The sequence below is a fragment of the Azonexus sp. genome (genome assembly GCF_047638095.1).
In the GTDB taxonomy this organism is placed as follows: Bacteria; Pseudomonadota; Gammaproteobacteria; order Burkholderiales; family Rhodocyclaceae; genus Azonexus.
The window spans coordinates 1-4843 of sequence record NZ_JBLJBW010000079.1 but is presented as its reverse complement, the minus strand read 5'-3'; the positions used below and the strand labels follow the sequence as shown (position 1 = coordinate 4843).

The 4843-nt window shown below is 61.4% G+C and carries 5 protein-coding genes; 1 reads left to right on the top strand and 4 read right to left on the bottom strand.

Annotated elements, in window-relative coordinates; genetic code table 11:
* On the bottom strand, positions 1 to 968 hold a 968-nt coding region (locus ACM62Q_RS12935), incomplete at its 3' end, for a ribonucleotide reductase N-terminal alpha domain-containing protein (protein WP_415037244.1).
* Between the two features lie 301 nt (positions 969 to 1269).
* Here ACM62Q_RS12935 and ACM62Q_RS12930 point away from each other — a divergent pair.
* The gene (locus ACM62Q_RS12930; RefSeq protein WP_415037242.1) at positions 1270 to 1833 is read left to right on the top strand and encodes an NUDIX domain-containing protein; all 564 of its coding nucleotides are present in this window, start codon (positions 1270 to 1272) and stop codon (positions 1831 to 1833) included.
* Positions 1834 to 1848: 15 nt separating this feature from the next.
* On the opposite strand, the gene serB is transcribed toward ACM62Q_RS12930, so the two are convergent.
* The 3 genes from serB to ACM62Q_RS12915 all read right to left on the bottom strand — a co-directional run.
* Entirely contained in the window at positions 1849 to 2694 is an 846-nt protein-coding gene (gene serB / locus ACM62Q_RS12925; RefSeq protein ID WP_415037240.1) for a phosphoserine phosphatase SerB, read from the bottom strand.
* 5 nt (positions 2695 to 2699) lie between these two features.
* Positions 2700 to 3776: a 3-deoxy-7-phosphoheptulonate synthase gene (locus ACM62Q_RS12920; protein ID WP_415037238.1), complete on the bottom strand. Its 1077-nt coding sequence runs from the start codon at positions 3774 to 3776 to the stop codon at positions 2700 to 2702.
* Positions 3773 to 4843: TRCF domain-containing protein (locus ACM62Q_RS12915; protein WP_415037236.1), on the bottom strand; the 1071-nt coding region annotated here is incomplete at its 5' end. The genes ACM62Q_RS12920 and ACM62Q_RS12915, both read right to left, overlap by 4 nt.

The following is a 4843-nucleotide window of genomic DNA, read 5'->3' as shown; positions in this document are numbered from 1 at the left end:
AGGTTGATCGAACCCAGGCAGCAGCAGCCGTAGGGCGGCAGCGGCTGTTCGGCGCAGGGGTTGGTGGCCTCGATCACCTCGCAGTAGTTGAGGTTGTTGTCCTTGTTCATGCGATCGAGGAACAAAATGCCCGGTTCGGCGTGGTCGTAGGTGGATTTCATCACCTGATCCCACAATTCGCGCGCGCGCAGCTTGCGATAGACCCAGATGCCGTCGTCGCGCTGGTAGGCACCTTCGCTGCGCATATCGGCATTGGGTTCGGCGCGGTGGGCGAGTTCGACGAAACCATCGTTATCCACGGCCTGCATGAAATCATCGGTGACGCCGATGGAGATATTGAAATTGGTTAAATCGCCCTTGTCTTTGGCGTGGATGAATTCTTCGATGTCCGGATGGTCGCAGCGCAACACGCCCATCTGTGCGCCCCGGCGCGCGCCGGCGGATTCCACGGTTTCGCAGGAGCGGTCGAAGACGCGCATGTAGGACACCGGGCCGGAAGCGCGCGATTGCGTGCCTTTGACGCGCGCGCCTTGCGGACGGATGGAAGAAAAGTCGTAGCCGACACCGCCGCCCCGGCGCATGGTTTCGGCGGCTTGCGCCAGCGCGGTGTAAATGCCCGGTTTGCCGTCGGTGTTCTCGACGATGGAATCGCCCACCGGCTGCACGAAACAGTTGATCAGCGTGGCCTGCAGGTCGGTGCCGGCGGCAGAGTTGATGCGCCCGGCAGGAATGAAGCCGTTTTCCTGCGCCCAGAGAAAGCGCGCTTCCCAGTGCGCGCGGTTTTTTTCTTCTTCGACTTGAGCAAGCGCCCAGGCCACCCGCTTGCGCACGTCGTGCACATTGGTTTCCTTGCCCTTGGCGTATTTTTCAACCAGCACCTCGCCGGAAATCTCCTGCTCCGGCAGCGGCGCAAACTGCGGCGGGGCGGGAATGTCGGTCAAGGAAAGCTGCTCGGCTTGCGGGTTCATTGAAGGCTCCTCGTGATGATTTTCTGGCGAGACGTATCGCGAATGGCAGGTTTTCTGTCGAGGAGGGAATCTACTAGATGTAGTTGTTCGTGACAAGGTCTTGACTATATGCAGTGGTTTGTTCCTTGCGGCTTTGCGTTGTTCCATGACGGAAAAATGTTTGAAAAAACAAGGGCTCCCCCCGTTTTGCCGGGAATTTTTGGCGGGGAAAATATTTTTGCGCATCCGTTTTCTGAGTGAGGCTGGGGGCTGATGTGGCGAGCGGCAAGCCTGATATCCTTTGCCTTTCGATGGATGAAACATGGGTTCGACAATGGATGCTGATCGTCATTTACTGGAAAAGGAAATTCACACCGAACAGGTGTATTCCGGCGATTTTCTTCAGGTGCAGCGGGCGCGGGTGGCTCTGCCGAATGGGGCTGAATCGTTTCGTGAATTCATCACCCATCCGGGGGCGGTGGTGATTCTGGCTTTTTTGCCCAATGGCGATTTGCTGTTTGAGCGCCAGTTCCGCTATCCCTTGCGCCAGGTGTTTCTGGAATTGCCGGCGGGGAAGATCGATGCCGGGGAAGATCCCCTGTATACGGCGCAGCGCGAGTTGCTCGAGGAAACGGGCTACGCAGCGGCGCGTTGGGCGCATCTGGGCGTGATGCACCCGTGCATCGGCTATTCCGATGAGCGGATCGAGATTTTCGCAGCTTACGATCTGGAACTGCGGGGCGGGCAAATGCTCGATGCCAATGAGTTTCTGGAAATCACCCGCTTGTCGCCGCAGGCGGCCAGCGCAGCGGTGTTTTCCGGGCAGATCACCGATGCCAAGACAATTTCTGCCTTGTTCTGGCTGCCGCGCTGCGCGGCAGGGTAAAAGCCGGCAGCCTGCTCAGGCCGGGTCGAACAGGTTGATTAGGCTGTCCAGGCCGCCGAAGTTGATGGCCAGGTCGGCCTGGGCGCGGGTCGCCGGTTTGGCGTGGAAGGCGACCGAGAGGCCGGCTTCTGCCATCATCAGGAGATCGTTGGCGCCGTCGCCGACGGCGATCACCTGTTCCTTGCGCAGCCCCAGCTGGTCGCGCAGCCGCGCCAGATGCTGCGCCTTGGCGGCGGCGTCGATGATGTCGCCGAGCACGCGGCCGGTCAGTTTGCCGCCGGCAATTTCCAGCTCGTTCGAGGTGGCGAAATCGAAGCCGAGTTCGATGCGCAGCCGCTCGGTGAAATAGGTGAAGCCGCCAGAGAGAATGGCCGTGCGCAGGCCGGCGTTCTGGCAGGCGTCCAGCAGTTCGCGCGCGCCGTTCGAGAGCAGCAGGCGCTCGCCGAAGACGCGGGCGAGCACGCGGGCGTCCAGCCCGGCCATGAGGGCGAGGCGGCGGCGCAGGCTTTCGCGGTAGTCGATTTCGCCGCGCATGGCCGCTTCGGTGACGGCGGAAACCTCCGCTTTCTTGCCGGCAAAATCGGCCAGTTCGTCGATGCATTCGATGGTGATGAGGGTTGAATCCATGTCGAAACAGATCAGGCCGTAATCACTGAGTTTTTGCCCGTTTTTAACGAAAGCCCAATCGAGTTTTTCTGCTTCGATCAGGGGCAGCAACTGCTCGAATTCGGGCGTGCGCCGGGCGCCAAACAGGTGCGTGCTTTGCGGCGGGCGCGGTTCGATATGTTCGGCCTGCGTGGCGCGGGCGATGTTTTCCAGCAGGAAAGTCGGCAGGGCAGCCCCTTGCAGGATGAGTTTCATGGCGCTCAATCCGCCAGCCGTCCGGGCAGCACGTCGCGCAGCAGAATGGCCGCCTCGCGCAGGGTTTTTTCGGTGGTATCCCAGCCGATGCAGCCGTCGGTCACCGAGCAGCCGTATTTCAGTTGTGACAGATCGGCGGGAATCGGCTGGTTGCCGGCTTCCAGATTGGATTCGATCATGACGCCGAGAATGGAGCCGTTGCCGGCGCGAATCTGGTTGGCCACGTCGGCCATGACCAAGGGCTGCATTTCCGGTTTTTTGGCGCTGTTGGCGTGCGAGCAGTCGACCACCAGATTGGCGGGCAGTTTGGCCTTGGTCAGCGCGGCTTCGGCCAGCGCGATGGAAACCGTGTCGTAATTCGGGCCGTTTTCGCCGCCGCGCAGCACGACGTGGCCGTGCGGGTTGCCCTGGGTGCGCACGATGCTGACTTGGCCGTTGCTGTTCAGGCCAAGGAAGGAGTGCGGGCGCGAGGCGGAGAGAATGGCATTGGTGGCAACCGTCAGATCGCCGCTGGTGGCGTTTTTGAAGCCGACCGGGGTGGACAGGCCGGAGGACATTTCGCGGTGCGTTTGCGACTCGGTGGTGCGCGCCCCGATGGCGGCCCAGGAAATCAGGTCGCCATAATACTGCGGGCCGTAGGGGTCGAGCGCCTCGGTGCCGGCGGGCAGGCCGAGCTCATTGACCGCCAGCAGGAAGGCGCGGGCTTTTTCCATGCCGACGTCGACCTGGAAGGAATCGTCCATGAAAGGATCGTTGATATAGCCTTTCCAGCCGACGGTCGTGCGCGGTTTTTCGAAGTAGACGCGCATGACGAGGCACAGCGTGTCGCTGACCTCATCGGCCAGCGCTTTCAGGCGGCGGGCGTAATCGAGGCCGGCGACGGGGTCGTGGATGGAGCAGGGGCCCACCACCACGAACAGGCGGTGGTCGCGCCGGTCGAGGATGTCGCGCAGGGCTTGACGCCCGGCGCAGACGGTGGCCGCGGCGAGGGCCGTGAGGGGAACGCGCGCCTGGATGTCATCCGGGCTGGGCATGGGGTCGAAAGCGGCGATATTGATATTGTCGAGTGTGCTGTTGTTCATTGGGTCAGGGCGCGGAGCATGTCTTTAATGGCAGCCACTTTGTCTTTCAGGCTGGGTGAATGCCGGGAAAGGGAAATTCTATCCTGCCCGGCGAGCTTGTAGTGACGGTTCTTCTGAATCAAGGCAATGATGCGCGCCGGATCGATAGGCGGATTTTTGGCAAATTCCGGGGCGAATTGCAAAGTGATCTGGTCGGCGCTGGCATCGAGTTTTTGCACCAGCAAAGGTTGCAGCAAGAGGCGCAGACGATGCGTAGCGATGAGGGCTTCGGCTTGCCCCGGCAGGGGGCCGAAACGGTCGATCAATTCTTCTTGCAAGGCGTCGATGTCGGCATCCGTTTCGCCGTTGGCGAGCCGTTTGTAGAGCGTCAATCGCTCGTGCACGTCCGGGCAGTAAGCGTCAGGCAAAAGCGCCGGGGTGCGCAGATTGATTTCGCCGCAGACGCCGGGTGTCTGGGTGAGGTCGCCGGCATCCAGCGCCTTGCCCTGTTTGAGGTGGGCAATGGCGCGGTTGAGCATGTCGGTGAATACCTTGAAGCCGACTTCCTGCATGTTGCCGGATTGGTCGTCGCCCAAGACCTCGCCCGCGCCGCGAATTTCCAGATCGTGCATGGCGAGGTAGAAGCCGGAGCCCAAATCTTCCATCTGCTGAATCGCTTCCAGACGTTGTTTGGCCTGCTTGCTCAGCGCCTTGTCGTCATGGACCAGCAGGTAGGCGTAAGCTTGGTGGTGCGAGCGGCCGACGCGCCCGCGCAGCTGGTGCAGTTGCGCCAGGCCGAACTTGTCGGCGCGGTTGATGAGGATGGTGTTGGCGTGCGGATTGTCGATGCCGGTTTCGATGATGGTGGTGCACAAGAGCAGATTGGCGCGCTGGCTGGTGAAATCGCGCATGACGCGCTCCAGCTCGCGCTCGTTCAACTGGCCGTGGCCGACCACGATGCGCGCCTCTGGCAGCAGTTTTTCCAGCTTTTCGCGCATGTTGTCGATGGTATCGACCTCGTTGTGCAGGAAATACACCTGCCCGCCGCGCTTCAATTCGCGCAGCACGGCCTCGCGGATGATGCCGTC

Coding starts and splice junctions, on each gene's coding strand:
- ACM62Q_RS12930 (WP_415037242.1), top strand. CDS start 1,270: ATGGGTTCGACAATGGATGCTGATCGTCATTTACTGGAAAAGGAAATT.
- serB (WP_415037240.1), bottom strand. CDS start 2,694: ATGAAACTCATCCTGCAAGGGGCTGCCCTGCCGACTTTCCTGCTGGAA.
- ACM62Q_RS12920 (WP_415037238.1), bottom strand. CDS start 3,776: ATGAACAACAGCACACTCGACAATATCAATATCGCCGCTTTCGACCCC.